General features: G+C 61.6%; 11 protein-coding genes and 1 pseudogene. 7 read left to right on the forward strand and 5 right to left on the reverse strand.

Features of this window, described 5'->3' with window-relative positions:
- Positions 1-340 precede the first annotated feature (340 nt).
- The 7 genes and pseudogenes from GKC70_RS20265 (at position 341) to GKC70_RS20295 (ending at position 9,871) form a co-directional block, all read left to right on the forward strand.
- A complete protein-coding gene (locus GKC70_RS20265; protein ID WP_342649721.1) occupies positions 341-1,723 on the forward strand; it encodes a polynucleotide adenylyltransferase PcnB in 1,383 nt (460 codons plus the stop codon).
- A gap of 2 nt (positions 1,724-1,725) precedes the next feature.
- Complete coding sequence (gene folK, locus GKC70_RS20270) at positions 1,726-2,205, forward strand: 2-amino-4-hydroxy-6-hydroxymethyldihydropteridine diphosphokinase (RefSeq protein ID WP_342649722.1); 480 nt, start codon at positions 1,726-1,728, stop codon at positions 2,203-2,205.
- 251 nt (positions 2,206-2,456) lie between these two features.
- Positions 2,457-3,257, forward strand: a complete 801-nt coding sequence (gene panB, locus GKC70_RS20275; protein WP_342649723.1) for a 3-methyl-2-oxobutanoate hydroxymethyltransferase — start codon at positions 2,457-2,459, stop codon at positions 3,255-3,257.
- Positions 3,254-4,117, forward strand: coding sequence for a pantoate--beta-alanine ligase (panC, locus tag GKC70_RS20280; RefSeq protein ID WP_039575144.1), 864 nt, complete (start codon positions 3,254-3,256; stop codon positions 4,115-4,117). The genes panB and panC overlap by 4 nt, the downstream gene beginning before the upstream one ends.
- Before the next feature lie 195 nt (positions 4,118-4,312).
- Entirely contained in the window at positions 4,313-5,977 is a 1,665-nt protein-coding gene (gene pgi / locus GKC70_RS20285) for a glucose-6-phosphate isomerase (RefSeq protein ID WP_342649724.1), read from the forward strand.
- An 11-nt stretch (positions 5,978-5,988) separates the two neighbouring features.
- Positions 5,989-6,857 (forward strand): annotated as a pseudogene (locus GKC70_RS20290) (oxygenase MpaB family protein).
- Positions 6,858-6,934: 77 nt separating this feature from the next.
- On the forward strand, positions 6,935-9,871 hold the full coding sequence (locus GKC70_RS20295) for a DUF748 domain-containing protein (protein WP_342649725.1): 2,937 nt from the start codon (positions 6,935-6,937) through the stop codon (positions 9,869-9,871).
- A 106-nt stretch (positions 9,872-9,977) separates the two neighbouring features.
- Here the strand turns inward: GKC70_RS20295 and GKC70_RS20300 are convergent, their stop codons facing one another.
- The 5 genes from GKC70_RS20300 to rbfA all read right to left on the reverse strand — a co-directional run bounded on the left by GKC70_RS20300 (position 9,978) and on the right by rbfA (position 14,706).
- Positions 9,978-10,337, reverse strand: coding sequence for a BON domain-containing protein (locus GKC70_RS20300; RefSeq protein ID WP_342649726.1), 360 nt, complete (start codon positions 10,335-10,337; stop codon positions 9,978-9,980).
- A gap of 264 nt (positions 10,338-10,601) precedes the next feature.
- A complete protein-coding gene (gene pnp, locus GKC70_RS20305; RefSeq protein WP_342649727.1) occupies positions 10,602-12,707 on the reverse strand; it encodes a polyribonucleotide nucleotidyltransferase in 2,106 nt (701 codons plus the stop codon).
- Positions 12,708-12,965: 258 nt separating this feature from the next.
- Positions 12,966-13,235, reverse strand: coding sequence for a 30S ribosomal protein S15 (gene rpsO / locus GKC70_RS20310; protein ID WP_029613930.1), 270 nt, complete (start codon positions 13,233-13,235; stop codon positions 12,966-12,968).
- Positions 13,236-13,386: 151 nt separating this feature from the next.
- Complete coding sequence (gene truB, locus GKC70_RS20315) at positions 13,387-14,304, reverse strand: tRNA pseudouridine(55) synthase TruB (protein WP_342649728.1); 918 nt, start codon at positions 14,302-14,304, stop codon at positions 13,387-13,389.
- Between the two features lie 3 nt (positions 14,305-14,307).
- The gene (gene rbfA, locus GKC70_RS20320) at positions 14,308-14,706 is read right to left on the reverse strand and encodes a 30S ribosome-binding factor RbfA (protein ID WP_029613929.1); all 399 of its coding nucleotides are present in this window, start codon (positions 14,704-14,706) and stop codon (positions 14,308-14,310) included.
- Between the last annotated feature and the right edge of the window lie 86 nt (positions 14,707-14,792).

Raw genomic sequence — 14,792 nt, forward strand, 5'->3', positions numbered from 1 at the left:
CAACACTGCACTAAAGCAGCGCCTGAACTGGTTGGATCGAATGATCAGCATGACTCAGCGACCAAAGCAATCCGTTTGCTCTTCACCCCGAACATGGGGTCGTCCACAGCGTAAATATCGGTGGACAGAGCACTCAACAAAAACAAGAAGCCCGATAAAAAAACAATAAGAGCACGCAACGACTTGAAGGGGAGCTTAGGCTCCCCTTGTCGTTTCTACCCCCATCAGAATCCCTTCGCGGCACCGCCTACACCATCCCGACAGTAAATGCTAGAATCCCCCGCCATCATGCGGCCATTCTCCTAGTCTTGGCCGAACATTCCTTCATACAGTGCATCCCATGCTGAAGAAGCTGTTCCAGTCGTTCCGTCCTCCCCTCCGTGGTCAGCACAGGCGCACCACGCCTGAGGTGATCAATCAGAGCCAGCACTCGCTCCAGCGCAGCCAGTTCAGCCGCCACGCCGTGAGCATCGTCGAGCGCCTGCAGAGCGCTGGGTACCAGGCCTATCTGGTCGGCGGCTGCGTGCGTGACCTGCTGTTGGGCATCGCCCCCAAAGATTTCGATGTCGCCACCAGCGCCACACCCGAGCAGGTCCGCGCCGAGTTTCGCAATGCGCGGATCATCGGTCGCCGGTTCAAGCTGGTGCATATCCATTTCGGCCGCGAAATCATCGAGGTTGCCACCTTCCGTGCCCACCACAGCGAGGAAGACCAAGGCGACACCCACCGTTCGTCGCACAACTCCAGCGGACGCATTCTGCGCGACAACGTCTACGGCACGCTCGAAGACGATGCCCAGCGCCGCGACTTCACCATCAACGCGCTGTACTACGATCCGGTCAGCGAGCGCATCCTGGACTACGCCAATGGCGTGCACGACATCCGCAACCGTTTACTGCGCCTGATCGGCGATCCCACCCATCGCTATCAGGAAGATCCCGTCCGTATGCTGCGGGCGGTGCGTTTCGCCGCCAAGCTGGATTTCGGCATCGAAAAACATACCGTTCAGCCCATCCGCGACCTGGCCAAGCTGTTGCGCGAGATCCCGCCAGCACGCCTTTTCGAGGAAGTGTTGAAGCTGTTCCTGTCCGGCCACGGGGCGATTGCCTTCGAGATGCTGGTCGATTTGCAGTTGTTCGAGCCGCTGTTCCCAGCCAGCGCCCAAGCGCTGGACGAACGCCCGAGCTACACCCACACCTTGATCAGCCAGGCGTTGAGCAACACCGACCTGCGCGTCAAGCAAGGCAAGCCGGTCACCCCAGCCTTCCTGTTCGCTGCTCTGCTCTGGCCTGCCCTCCCGGCGCGCTCGCTGTTCCTGCAGAGTCAGGGAGTGCCGCCGATCCCGGCGATGAACGAAGCCGCCCACGACCTGATCGCCGAGCAGTGCCAGCGCATCGCGATTCCCAAGCGCTTCACCCTGCCGATCCGCGAGATCTGGGACATGCAGGAGCGCCTGCCACGGCGCAGTGGTAAACGCGCCGACATGCTGCTGGAGAACCCTCGATTCCGGGCCGGTTACGATTTCCTGCTGCTGCGCGAAAGCGCCGGCGAGGAAACCGACGACCTTGGCCAGTGGTGGACCGACTACCAGGATGCCCACGACAGCGAACGCCGCGACATGATTCGCGAACTGGGCAGCCGCGATGACGGCGCCTCGACCACGCGCAAGCGCAAGCGCAGTGGCAGCAAGCGCAAGTCCGGTGGCGAAGGCAGCTTCGACTGAGCATGACCGTTCGCGCCTACATCGGCCTGGGCAGCAACCTGGACGCCCCCGACGAGCAATTGCGCAGTGCGCTCCAGGCCGTGGACCGCATCCCCGCGACACGCCTGGTCGCAGCCTCGGGCCTGTATGGCAGTGAATCCTTGCTGCCCGGCCAGCCCCGCTACACCAATGCCGTCGCGGCACTCGACACCCGCCTGGCGCCGCTAGCGCTGCTCGACGCCTTGCAAGGTATAGAGAACGACCATGGCCGAGTGCGCAAGGAGCGCTGGGGACCGCGCACGCTCGACCTGGACATACTCCTGTTCGGCGACGACGTCATCGATATCCCCCGGCTAAAAGTGCCTCATTACCATATGCACGCCCGCCCGTTCGTGCTCTACCCGCTGGCCGAACTGGTACCCGCCGACTTCACCCTGGCCGACGGTCGTCGCCTCGCGCAACTGCTTCAGGCCTGCCCCTTCGTGGGGCTGGAGCGCCTGTAATCCGGGCACTTCTGCCATCGGTAACGGCAGTAACACTCAGGGCGTAACAATGCGGTAACAGGGTCATTGACTTCCCCCACCTCGCTCACGACTATAGGCGTCCCGCGGCGCCCGTCAGCCGCTCTCTACCCATTTAGGCCCGGACAGCCCTGTGACCCGAACATCACGCACGATGATGTGCCGCTCCGGAAGATGAATACACGCGTTGTACGCAGTCGTTTTTCACAGCGCCTGAACGAGGATCTCGCTACATGCCTGAAGTTACCCTCACCACCCTGCATAGCCTGAAGGCCAAGGGTGAGAAAATCACCATGCTGACCTGTTACGACGCTACCTTCGCCAAGGCCGCAAGCCAGGCCGGCGTCGAAGTACTGCTGGTCGGCGACTCGCTGGGCATGGTCCTGCAAGGCCATGACAGCACACTGCCAGTCACCACCGCCGAGATGGCCTACCACACCGCCTGTGTCAAACGCGGCAACCAGGGTGCGCTGATCCTCGCCGATCTGCCGTTCATGGCCCACGCCACCCTCGAACAATCGTTCAGCAACTGCGCCACGCTGATGCGTGCGGGGGCGCACATGATCAAGGTCGAGGGCGCCGCTTGGCTGGGTGACACTATCCGCTTGCTGGCCGACCGTGGCGTTCCGGTCTGTGCGCACATGGGCCTGACACCGCAGACAGTCAATGTACTGGGCGGCTACAAGGTCCAAGGCCGCGAAGAGGCCCAGGCGCAGCAGATGCGCGCCGATGCCCTCGCCCTGCAACAGGCAGGCGCGGCCATGCTATTGCTCGAATGCGTACCCAGCGCGCTGGCTACGGACATCGCCCAGGCTGTGAGCATTCCAGTGATCGGCATCGGTGCCGGCAGCGGGACCGATGGCCAGGTGCTGGTCCTGCACGACATGCTCGGCCTGTCCCTCAGCGGTCGCGTGCCGAAGTTCGTGAAGAACTTCATGGCGGGTCAGCCCAGCATCGACAGCGCCCTGGCGGCCTACGTCAAGGCGGTCAAGGACATCTCCTTCCCGGCACCTGAACATGGGTTCAGCGCATGAATACCGTCAAGACCGTCCGTGAACTACGCGCTGCAGTAGCGCGCGCGCGCGGCGAAGGCAAGCGTATCGCCTTCGTCCCGACCATGGGCAACCTGCACAGCGGCCATGCCGCTCTGGTCGTCAAGGCGGCCCAGCGCGCCGACTTCGTGGTTGCCAGCATCTTCGTCAACCCGCTGCAGTTCGGCGCCGGCGAAGATCTGGACAAGTACCCGCGCACCCTGGTCGCCGATCAGGCAACGCTGCTGCAGGCAGGCTGTAACCTGCTGTTCGCGCCAGCGGTCGAGGAGATGTATCCCGATGGCATGGGCGTGCAGACCCGAGTCAGCGTGCCACATCTGTCAGAGGGACTGTGCGGCGCCAGCCGCCCGGGCCACTTCGAAGGTGTAGCGACCGTGGTGAGCAAACTGTTCAACATGGTTCAGCCGGATCTAGCGGTGTTCGGAGAGAAGGACTACCAGCAACTGGCAGTCATTCGCGCCATGGTGCGCGACCTGAACATGCCGATCCAGATCATCGGCGAGCCGACCGTGCGTGCCGAGGACGGCTTGGCGCTGTCCTCGCGCAACGGCTACCTGAGTCCGGACCAGCGCGCTACGGCGCCGGTGCTGTATCAGGTCCTGCGAGCGCTGGCCGAAGGACTGGGTCGCGGTCGGCGCGATTTCTCGACGCTGCTCGCCGAAGGTCAGGCGCACCTGATCAATGCGGGACTGCGCCCGGACTATCTGGAAATCCGCCATGCGCTGACGCTCAAGCCAGCCGTGATCGACGACCGAGACCTGGTCATTCTCGCGGCGGCTTATCTGGGCACTACGCGGTTGATCGACAACCTCTACCTGCACCTTGAAGAGCCTGCTGCATAAGACCTTGCAGGCTCTGCGCAGACAAACGCGCAGAGCCTGCTCGCAGCACCTTGCCGCATTTCTCGCAAAAATTTCATCCCCCGCAGCACCGCTCCCATTCCCGCCATCGGACCAATGCCTATAATGGCCTTTTCTTGCAACTGGCAATGACTGCCAGTGTCCAAGCCAGACCATGCCCCAAGGAAACCACCCGCAATGGCGTATTACCGCACTCCCCACGACGTGACGGCCCTGCCCGCCTGGCAAGCGCTCAAACAGCACCGCGACGCCATGCAGGGGTTCAGCATGCGAGAAGCCTTCGCCGCCGACCCCAAGCGCTTCGAGCAGTTCTCGCTCAGCAGCTGCGGCCTGTTCCTGGACTATTCGAAGAACCTGATTACCGAGCAGACCCGCGACCTGCTGGTCGACCTGGCGCGGGAAGTGGGCCTTGAAGAGGCAATCAAGGCCATGTTCAGCGGTGAGATCATCAACGGCTCCGAAGGCCGTCCTGTGCTGCACACCGCCCTGCGCCGCCCGGTCGGCGACAAGCTCAATGTCGGCGGCGTCAACGTGATGCCGGAAGTGCACAAGGTGCTCAACCAGATCACCGAACTGGTAGGACGCATCCATGACGGACTGTGGCGCGGCTACAGCGAGAAGCCGATCACCGACGTGGTGAACATCGGTATCGGCGGCTCCTTCCTGGGCCCGGAGTTGGTCTCCGAGGCGCTGCTGCCGTACGCCCAGCGCGGCGTGCGCTGCCATTACCTGGCCAATATCGACGGCAGCGAATTCCATGAGTTGTCGGCCAAGCTGCGCGCCGAGACCACCTTGTTCATCGTTTCTTCGAAATCGTTCAACACCCTCGAAACGCTGAAGAATGCCCAGGCTGCTCGCACCTGGTACCTGGCCCAGGGCGGTTCTGAAGCCGAGCTCTACCGTCACTTCATTGCTGTCTCCAGCAACAAGACTGCGGCCGTGGCGTTTGGTATCCGCGAAGAGAACATCTTCCCGATGTGGGACTGGGTCGGCGGGCGCTATTCGCTGTGGTCGGCCATCGGTCTGCCGATTGCCCTGGCCATCGGTACCGCCAACTTCAAGGAACTGCTGTCCGGGGCCTATACCATGGACCAGCATTTCCAGACGGCACCGTTCGAGAAGAACATGCCGGTGCTGCTCGCCCTGCTGGGCGTCTGGTACGGCAACTTCTGGAACGCCAGTAGCCACGCCATCCTGCCCTACGATCACTACCTGCGTAACATCACCAAGCACCTGCAACAGTTGGACATGGAGTCCAACGGCAAAAGCGTGCTGACCGATGGCTCGCCGGTGAAGACCGAGACCGGCCCGGTGATCTGGGGCGGCGTGGGCTGCAATGGTCAGCACGCCTATCACCAGTTGCTCCACCAAGGCACCCAGATGATCCCGGCCGACTTCATCGTGCCGGTGGTCAGCTTCAACCCAGTGGCCGACCACCACCAGTGGCTCTACGCCAACTGCCTGTCGCAAAGCCAGGCCCTGATGCTCGGCAAGACGCGCGAAGAAGCAGAAACCGAGTTGCGCGCCAAGGGGCTCAACGAGGCGGACGTGGAAACGCTTGCGCCGCACAAGGTCATCCCGGGCAACCGTCCGAGCAACACGTTGGTGGTCGAGCGCATCAGCCCGCGGCGCCTGGGCGCGCTGGTGGCGATGTACGAACACAAGGTCTTCGTGCAGAGCGTGATCTGGGGCATCAACGCCTTCGACCAGTGGGGCGTCGAACTGGGCAAGGAGCTAGGCAAAGGCGTGTACCAGCGTCTGGTGGGCAGCCTTGAGGACAGCGCAGAGGATGGCTCGACCCAAGGTCTGATCAACTACTTCCGCGGACGTCACCGCGGTTGATCCACACGCCCGTGGAAGCACTGCGTCGCCGTATCGAAACTCAGCTGATGAGCATGACCGGGCTTGCGCTCGGTCAACTCGACCTGGAGTCGCCCAAGGGCGATCCGGGCCTGTTTGGCCCACACAGCGTGAGCTGGCGGGTCCATGGCGACTTTCCCAGCATGCTGATCGGCGGCATCAGTGCGCTGATGCTGCAACTGCTCCACCCCTGGCGCTGGCCGGGGTGTGGGACCATTCCAACTTTCGTGAAGATTTGCTCGGACGCCTGCGTCGGACCAGCCAATTCATCTCCGGCACGACCTTCGGCTCGACCCAGGATGCGCAGTGGCTGATCGAAAAAGTCCGCAAGATTCACCTTCAGGTCGTCGGCATCGCGCCCGATGGACGCCCCTACGCAGCCAGCGACCCAAACCTGCTCACCTGGGTGCACGTCGCCGAGGTGAGCAGCTTCCTCGCCGCACATCTTCGCTACCGCAACCCGCAGATGTCCGCTGACGACCAGGACGCCTACTACGCGGAAATCGCCCTCGTCGCCGAGCGACTAGGTGCGCGCGATGTGCCGCGCTCCTGCAGGCAAGTGCAAGACTATCTGCAAGGCATGCGCCCGCAATTGTGCTGTGATGACCGTAGCTTGGAAGTCGTGCACATCCTGCTCGCTGCGCCGGCGCCCAGCCGGGTGGCGCAACCGGTTGGCACACTCATGCTGCAGGCGGGCATCGACCTGCTGCCTTTATGGGCCAACGACCTCCTCGGGCAACATCAGAGTCCGCTCAAGCGCCATTTGGTACGTCTCGGGGTGAAGCAGATCGCGCCGATACTGCGCTGGGCCATGCGCAATGGCTCGGCTCAGCGTGCCCGCAGGCGAATGGACCTGATCTAGGGTTTGTCCGATGTTTCGGAACCGATCAGCCGTGCCATACTCCAAGGCACCTCCGTTCGCGACAGACGACGCCGCACATGCCCAAAGGATTGATCCGCGCCATCGGCGCCCTGCTAGCCATCGTGGCCCTCTACAGCCTCATGGGTTTCTTCATCCTCCCCGGCGTCGCTCTGCGCATCGCCAACCAGCAGTTGGCCCACTACGCCACCGTGTCGGCACACCTGCAGCGCATCGAGTTCAATCCTTTCACCCTCGAATTGACCCTGTGGGGCCTGCAGGTGGGCGAGCCAGGGAAGGAGCAGGTCGGGTTCGAGCGCCTCTATGCCAATCTTTCACTCGACAGTCTGTGGACCGGAGCCCTGCATCTGGACGCCATCGAGCTGGACAAGCCGCGCACCGAACTGCTGTTCGCCAAGGATGGCAGCCTCAACCTCTCACACCTGTTCACGCTGCCGCCAAGCGAGCCCAAGGCGGACGAAACGCCAAGCGCCCCCTTCCCACTGCGCATCGCCCGCATCAAGCTCAACGAAGGCTACCTGCACTTCCAGGATCTGCGCCCGAGCGAGCCCATCGAGTTTCTCTACAACTCGATGAACCTGGAGCTTAAGAACCTCAGCACCCTGCCCGACGACAGCGCGGATATGACACTGGTGGCCAACGGCCCCAATGGCGGTCGGATCGACTGGAGTGGCAACCTCAGCCTGTCCCCGATCGCCTCCGAAGGCACCCTGAAAATCACCGACGGCAAAATGAAGCTGTTCTGGCCTTATGTGCGAGACGCCGTGCCGCTGGTGCTCGAGGACGGCAAGCTCAGCCTCGACACGCATTACAAGCTCAACCTGTCCAAACAGACCGAACTGTTACTGGACAACGCCTGGTTGCGCATCGCACCGTTCGCCATTAAGGCGCCGGATGGCCGTAAACTGGCCCGTCTGGCGAAGCTGGAAATCAGCGACACCTCGGTCGATCTCGCCAAGCAACGGATCAGCATTGGCAAGGTCCGCAGCCAAAAGCTCGAAACCTGGGCGGCGCTTGAGCGCGACGGTCAGCTCGACTGGCAGAAACTGTTCGCCAGCCAGCCGGCCAAGGTCACACCCAAGCAAAAGGCCGAGCCAGCCACCGCCGAGCCCGTTGCCCGCGAACAAGCCGCAACGGCGCCAAGCAAGCCCTGGCAGGTACTGCTCAAGGACGTGCAGGCACGCGATTACTTGATCCATCTGGCAGATCGCAGCCAACAGGACCCCGTAGAGCTCGATGTAGGCCCGCTGAATCTCGACCTCAAAGGCTTCGACAGCCTGAACAAGTCGCCTTTCACCTTGAAACTGGACACCGGTGTCGGCCGTCAGGGCAAGCTGCAGGCCGCGGGTCAAGTCAACCTCGCGCCAGTCACGGCCAAGCTGAACGTCAGTACCCGCGACATCGACCTGCGCGTGGCCCAGGCCTACATCAGTCCCTTCATTCGCCTGGAACTGCGCAGCGGCATGCTCGCCAGCGATCTCGACGTCGACCTCAAGGGTACAGAGCCACTGGCCTTCAGCGTCACCGGCAAGGCGCAGGTCAATCAGTTGCACACCCTCGACACCATCAAGGGCCGAGACTTCGTCAAGTGGCAGCAGGTCAACGTCGATGGCTTGTCCTACGTGCATGGCAATGCCCTGTCGATCGACAAAGTCACCCTGCAGCAACCCTACGCGCGCTTCATCATCAACGAAGACCGCACCACCAGCATCGACGACCTGCTGATCCCGCAAACCAGCCCAAGCTCGTCCAGCGGCGAGCGCAAACCGGCTACCGCCAGCACTGAAAAACCGCTGGGCATCCGCATTGGCCAGATAGACATCAACGACGGTGCGGCCAACTTCGCCGACCTGACCTTGACACCCAATTTCGCGACGGCCGTTCAGCAGCTCAACGGCCAGATCGGCACCATCGACAATCGCCAGTCGCAGCCAGCCAAAGTCGATGTCCAAGGCAAGGTCGACCGCTATGCGCCAGTCACCATCAAAGGCGCGTTGAATCCGTTCGATCCGATGGCCAGTCTGGACATCGCCACGCGCTTCCGGCGCGTCGAACTCACCACGCTGACGCCGTACTCGGGAAAATTCGCCGGCTACCGTATCCGCAAAGGGCGCCTGGACCTCGACCTGCACTACGTGATCACCAAGGGCCAACTCAAGGCCGAGAACAAGGTGGTGGTCGAACAGTTGCAACTGGGCGAGCGCGTCGACAGCCCTGATGCCGTGGACCTGCCGATTCGCCTGGCGGTGGCATTGCTCAAGGACACCCAGGGCCGCATCTCAATCGAGCTGCCCGTCTCCGGCGACCTGAACAACCCTCAGTTCAGTGTCATGCCGATTGTCTGGCAAACGATGCGCAATCTGGTGCTTCGCGCAGCGCAGGCGCCGTTCAAGTTCATCGGTGGACTGATCGCTGGCGGCGGCTCGCAGGACTTGGGCACGGTAGCCTTCGCGCCTGGCTCCAGTGATCTGAGCACCACTGCCAAGGGCGATCTGGACAAGCTGGCCGCTGCATTGAAGCAGAGGCCCGAGCTACGCTTGGAAATCGAGGGCACCAGCGCGCAGACCAGCGATGGCCCGTTGATTGCCCAGCAGCGCCTGGAGCGCGAATACCAGAGTATCTGGTACAAGATCCTCCAGCGCCGCGGCGACAAGGTTCCAGCCAACGCCTCGATGCTGGTGGTCGACGACAGCGACAAACCGGCAATGCTCGAGGGCATCTATCGCACTCGCCTCAAACAGCAACCGCCGGCCGAGTGGGAGAAGCTGAGTCGCGACGAGCGCACGACCAAGCTGCGCGAGGCGGTTATCAGGTCTTGGGCAGAAAGCGCCGCCCTGTTGCGCACCCTGGCACAGGAACGCGCTAGCAGCATCAAGGACTACTTGGTGGATCAAGGTAAGCTCGAAGATGATCGGGTGTATTTCATCGATACCACACTCGGCAAAGCCGAAGCTGACGGACGCGTGATCACACCGATGCATCTGGATGCGGAGTGAATCCTGAACAGAGCCCCAAGCTTTGTACTCCACACAGCAAAAAGCCCCGGCCAATGGCCGGGGCTCTCGTTCTACTGGCCCGTTCCGTCGGGCCTAGCACAAAGACTTAATGTGTCTTCAGCGCTTCAGCGGTAACGCTCTTAACACCCTTGGCTTCCTTGGCGATCTTCACAGCGGTGTCTTTCTGAGCCGAAGTCAAGGTCACGCCATCCTTCGAGGACAGAGCGACTACACCGTCAGCGGTTTCAACTTTGATATCGGAGCCTGGAATGCCTTTCTCGGTCAGCAGATCAGCCTTCACCTTGGTGGTGATCCAGGTGTCGGAGGTTTCTTGCTTGGCATCAGCTACCGGCTGATTGGAAGCCAGCATTACTGGAGCCTGAGTAGCTTCTGCGGCGAATACACCGTTGGCCATGGACAGAGTCAGAGCAGTAGCAGTAGCGGCAGCAATGGCAAACTTCTTCATGTGGTTCACTCCTGTTTATCGAAAAATCTGCGCCGTGATTCCTGGCAGCAGGTGTAGAGGTAATTGCAGGGGTTGTGCCACATTTCAGAAACCTATTAAAACGTTTTAAATCAGCAACTTACGAAATAAAGACGCTTGTCTGACTCGTGCAATTTGCAAGCACCGTAAAAAAACTGCATGCAAGATGCAAGTACCGCCGTGCTCTTCACCGGCATAAAAAAAGGACCTCCGCAGAGGTCCTTTTTCAGTTAACGCCAATCAGGCTCAGACACCCGATGCCTTGGCGGCAGCGACGTCCTTGATCGACAGCTTGATCCGGCCGCGGTTGTCCACGTCCAGCACCAGCACTTCGACTTCCTGACCTTCCTTGAGCACGTCGGTAACCTTCTCCACACGCGCATCGCTAAGCATGGAGATGTGCACCAGACCGTCTTTGCCCGGCAGGATGTTGACGAAGGCACCAAAGTCGACGATACGCTCGACCTTGCCAACGTAGATCTTGCCAATCTCGGCCTCGGCGGTGATGCCCAGAACACGTTGCTTGGCCGCTTCGGCCGCTTCCTTGGTCTCGCCGAAGATCTTGATCGAACCGTCGTCTTCGATGTCGATCGACGCTTTGGTCTCTTCGCAGATGGCGCGAATGGTGGCGCCGCCCTTACCGATGACATCACGGATCTTGTCGGTGTCGATCTTCATCGCAATCATGGTCGGCGCATTGGCCGACAGCTCGGTACGCGACTGAGCGATGATCTGGTTCATCTGGCCGAGGATGTTCAGGCGCGCTTCCAGGGCCTGGCCCAGGGCGATCTCCATGATCTCTTCGGTGATCCCGTTGATCTTGATGTCCATCTGCAGCGCAGTGACGCCTTTGGCGGTACCCGCGACCTTGAAGTCCATATCGCCCAGGTGGTCTTCATCGCCGAGGATGTCGGTCAGGACCGCGAACTTGTCGCCTTCCTTGACCAGGCCCATGGCGATACCGGCCACTGGCGCTTTCATCGGTACACCGGCGTCCATCAGTGCCAGCGATGCACCGCACACCGACGCCATGGAGCTGGAGCCGTTGGATTCGGTGATTTCCGACACCACGCGGATGGTGTACGGGAACTCGCTGTCGCTCGGCAGCATGGCCTGCACGCCACGACGGGCCAGACGGCCGTGGCCGATTTCACGACGACCAGCGCCGCCCATGCGACCGCACTCACCGACCGAGAACGGCGGGAAGTTGTAGTGCAGCATGAAGGCGTCTTTCTTCTCGCCTTCGAGGGTATCGAGCAGCTGTGCGTCGCGCGCAGTACCCAAGGTCGCAACGACCAGGGCCTGGGTTTCACCACGGGTGAACAGCGCCGAACCGTGAGTCTTGGGCAGCACACCGACTTCGATATTCAGCGGACGCACAGTGCGGGTGTCACGACCGTCGATGCGCGGCTTGCCGTTGACGATGTTCTCGCGGACGGTGCGGTATTCCAGCTCGCCGAAGATTTCCTTGATCGCACCGGCAGTCGGGCCGGTTTCGTCGTTGGACAGACGGGCAATGGCCTCATCACGCAGTTGGCCCAGGCGGTTGTAGCGATCGGCTTTCTGAGTGATGGTGTAGGCCTGCGAAATGGCCTCGCCGAACTCGCCACGCACGCGGTCGAGCAACTCGGTGTTGGCAACGACCGGCTGCCAGTCCCACGTCGGCTTGCCCGCTTCGGCGGCCAGTTCCTTGACCGCTTTGATCACGGTCTGGAACTCGTCGTGGGCGAACAGCACAGCGCCCAACATCTGGTCTTCGGTCAGCTCTTTGGCCTCGGACTCGACCATCAGCACCGCAGTTTCGGTACCGGCCACGACCATGTCCAGGCTCGAAGCCTGTAGTTGCTCGTAGGTCGGGTTCAGCAGGTAACCGGTGCTCTCGTGGAAGGCTACGCGCGCAGCGCCGATCGGACCTTCGAACGGAATGCCGGAGATGGCCAGGGCAGCCGAGGTACCGATCATCGCCGCAACGTCCGGATCGGTCTTCTTGCTGGTGGAAACCACGGTGCAGACTACCTGCACTTCGTTCATGAACCCTTCGGGGAACAGAGGACGGATCGGACGGTCGATCAGACGCGAGGTCAGGGTTTCCTTCTCGGAAGGACGGCCTTCGCGCTTGAAGAAACCGCCTGGGATCTTACCGGCAGCGTAGGTCTTTTCCTGATAATGCACGGACAGCGGGAAGAAGCCCTTGCCTGGATCGGCCTGCTTGGCACCGACCACGGTCACCAGCACGGTGACATCGTTGTCGACGGTGACCAGCACGGCGCCGGTGGCCTGACGGGCGATGCGGCCCGTTTCGAGAGTGACGGTCGACTGACCGAACTGGAACGTCTTGATTACCGGGTTCACGGTTTCCTACCTTTTCAGTGGCTCTTGGGGGAACTTGGAAAACGGGGTCTTGCGAATGCTCGGGCGGCAGGGAGTATCGTCTCCTTCGACCGTCCAGATACAACACGAGGCTGGGAGCCTGAGCGTCGGGCGGATAATCCGCACGACGGCATCAGGCTGCCAACCTCGAAGATACGCCTGGCGTGTCCGGGGTTCGCGCTGCCAGGCAACGCTTCCCAAACTTGCGACACGCCACGCACACCACTGGCCGGGCCGCTATTAGCGACGCAGGCCCAGGCGACCGATCAGGGCGCTGTAACGGGTGGTGTCTTTGCCCTTCAGGTAATCCAGCAGCTTGCGACGCTGGTTGACCATACGGATCAGACCACGACGGGAGTGGTGGTCTTTTTCGTTGGCCTTGAAGTGGCCTTGCAGCTTGTTGATGTTGGCGGTCAGCAGAGCAACCTGCACTTCCGGGCTACCGGTATCGCCGGCGGCTTGCTGGTAATCGGCAACGATTTGAGCTTTTTCTTCGACGCTGAGGGCCATGTGGCTTCTCCTGATAAACGGATCCCGCAAGCGGGGTCCAATAGGCCAGGGCGTTAAATCCCTGTATGGATAAAAGAAGGTGTGACCGTGCCTACTGACAGCCACCCTCGTTCCCGCCCGACCTGACCGAAGTCCGTCCTGGCGGTATCGGTCATTCCGACCGAATCAGTCGACGCGGCGCAATACGCCCGTCTTCGCTCACTTCACCGATACCGATGAAGCGACCATTGTGATCTTGTACGCGCACCATGCCGAACTGCGGCGCATCCGGTGCACGTACTGCCTGGCCGTGCAGCCAATAGAACGCGCTGTGCTCGGACAACAGCACCAGCGGCCAGTCCTGCAACCCGCTGTCCGAGGGCAGCAGGAAGCGATCAAGCGCTTCGTTGCCACCTTCGGCATGAGCTTGCTCAAGTTCTTCGAGCGTCACGGTCTGTGCCAGCATGAACGGTCCGGCTTGGGTTCGCCGCAGTTCTGCGACATACGCCCCACAGCCCAACACCTCACCCATATCCTCCACCAGCGTGCGGATATAAGTGCCTTTGCTGCAACCGACCGACAAGCGCGCCCGCGTGCCTTCACACTCGAGCAGTTCCAAGCGGCCAATAGTAACAGAACGCGCCTCGCGCTCCACTACCTCTCCGGCGCGGGCAAGCTTGTACAACGGCTGACCATCACGCTTGAGCGCCGAATACATCGGCGGAATCTGGCGGATCTCGCCGCGAAATCGCGGTATCACAGCCTCGATGTCCGTGCGACCAACGGTCACCTCGCGTGTCTGCAGGACCTCGCCCTCAGCGTCGCCGGTGCTGGTAGTCTGCCCCATCTGCATGACCGTCTCGTAACCCTTGTCGGAGTCGAGCAGGTACTGGGAAAACTTCGTCGCCTCGCCGAAGCACAGCGGCAGCACGCCGGTGGCCAGCGGATCGAGGCTACCGGTATGGCCGGCCTTTTCCGCGTTGAGCAACCAACGCACTTTCTGCAGGGCCGCATTGGAGGTGAAGCCAAGTGGCTTGTCGAGCAGGATGATGCCGCTGACGTTGCGGCGGATGCGTTTGACCTGGGCCACCGCTTACTCCTTGGTGTCCGGCTCGTCGACATCCTGGTGCAGGCGGTCTTCGGCCACCGCACGCTCGATGAGTGCAGAGAGGTGAACACCTCGGCTGACACTTTCGTCGAAATGGAAATGCAGTTGCGGCACGCTGCGCAGTTGCATGGCTCGCCCCAGATGCAGCCGCAGGAAGCTGGCGGCACTGTTCAGGGCCTTGAGCGTCTGAGCCACGGCATCGCTGCCATCCTGGCCCATGACGGTGATGTAGACCTTGGCGTGACCGAGGTCACGGCTGACGTCGACGGCGGTGATGGTCACCAGGCCGACACGTGGATCCTTGACTTCACGGCGGATCAGATCGGCCAGCTCGCGCTGCATCTGATCACCGATACGTTGGGTACGGCTGTATTCTTTTGCCATTCTTGCTACCTGTATCTTGAAGCGGCAAACGCCCGGTCAGACGGTATGCCTGACCGGGCGCTGCCTGCAGAGGCCGGCCCTGCCGC

This window comes from Pseudomonas sp. REB1044, from assembly GCF_038813925.1.
GTDB classification, from domain to species: Bacteria; Pseudomonadota; Gammaproteobacteria; order Pseudomonadales; family Pseudomonadaceae; genus Aquipseudomonas; species Aquipseudomonas boreofloridensis.